Here is a 1590-nt window from a genome sequence, read left to right as displayed (position 1 = left end):
ACGGGGAACTCCGGAACCACCCGCACCAGGTCCGGCACCTTGAACGCGGCCACGCCCCGCTCGCGCACGAACCGGCGCAGCTGCGGCCCGGTCGGCTCCGCGCCGCCCGGCACCGGCACCACCTAGGCGCAGGTCCGCTCGCCCAGGTAGGCGTCCGGCACCGCGACCACCGCCGCGTCCAGCACCAGCGGGTGCGCCATCAGGTGGTCCTCGACCTCCTCGGCGGCGACCTTCTCCCCGCCCCGGTTGATCTGCTCCTTGGCCCGGCCCACCACCTCCAGGTGCCCGGACGGCAGGCGCCGCACCAGGTCCCCGGTCCGGTAGAAGCCGTCCTCGGTGAACGCGGTCGCGTTGTGCGCGTCGGCCCGGTAGTAGCCCCGGATCGTGTAAGGCCCCCTGGTGAGCAGCGCGCCCACCTCGCCCGGCGGCACCTCGGCGTGCGAGGGCGCGGCCGGGTCGTCCGGGGCGACCACGCGCACCTCGTCGTCCTCGGAGATCGGGCGGCCCTGCGTGGTGAGCGCCAGCTCCTCCGGCTCGTCCAGCCGGGTGTAGCAGACCAGGCCCTCGGCCATGCCGAACACCTGCTGCAACCGGCAGTCCAGCGCGGGCCCGATCCGCGCGGCCAGCTCCCGGCCGCACTTCGCGCCGCCGACCAGCAGAACGTCCAACGTGGACAGATCGCGGTCGGTGCGGGCGGCGGCCTGGGTCCACGCGGCGGCCAGCGGCGGCACCACGCCGGTGATCGTGACGCCCTCGGCCTCGATCAGCCGGAACGCGGTGTCCGCGTCCGGGCGCGGGGCCAGCACGATCGTCGCGCCCGCGTGGACCGCGCCGAGGACGCCGGGGCTGCTCATCGGGTAGTTGTGCGCCACCGGGAGTGCGACCAGGTACACGCTCTCCCCGGTCAGCTCGCAGATCCGGGCGCTCTCCCGGACGCTGCACAGGTAGTCGTCGTGGGTGTGCGGGATCAGCTTCGGCAGTCCCGTGCTGCCCCCGGAGAGCTGGAGGAACGCCACGCCCGACGGATCGGGCTCGGGCAGCTCGCGCGGCGGCGTCGACGCCAGGTCGGTGAACTCGGGCGTGCCCACCACGAGCACGTCCCGCACCGAGGGCGCCTCGGCCGCCACGTCCCGCGCGGTGGCCGCGTGGTCGTGCCGCTCGTGCACGCCCGTGGTGATGATCGCGACGGCCTCGGACTGGCGCGCGAAGTGCGTCAGCTCGCTCCGCCGGTGCGCCGGGAGCGCGAACACCGGCCACGCGCCCGCCCGCCACAGCCCGAACACCACCGGCAGGAACTCCGGGACGTTCGGCAGTTGCAGCACCACCCGGTCCCCGGCGCCGATGCCGCGCGCGACGAGTCCGGCGGCGACCCGGTGCGCCCGCTCGTCCAGCTCCGCGTACGACCACCGCGAGGTGACGCCGTCCCGCTCGCCGACGACGGCGGTGCGGGTGGGGTGCTCGCGCGCGGTGTCGCCGAGCAGCGCCCCGAGCGTCCGCCCGGCCCAGTGCCCGGCGGCCCGGTACCGCTCGACGAACTCCGGCGGCCACGGGGTGTGGTCGCGCTGGTGGCCGTGCCCGGTGGGGTCCGCG

1 pseudogene is annotated in these 1590 nt (G+C 76.0%); it reads right to left on the bottom strand.

From position 1 onward, the window contains the following. Positions 1–1590, bottom strand: a pseudogene (locus tag ACTUAL_RS03145) ((2,3-dihydroxybenzoyl)adenylate synthase); the annotation flags it as partial.

The sequence above is a fragment of the Actinosynnema sp. genome (assembly GCF_052038725.1).
This window is presented reverse-complemented; position numbering and strand designations above follow the sequence as displayed.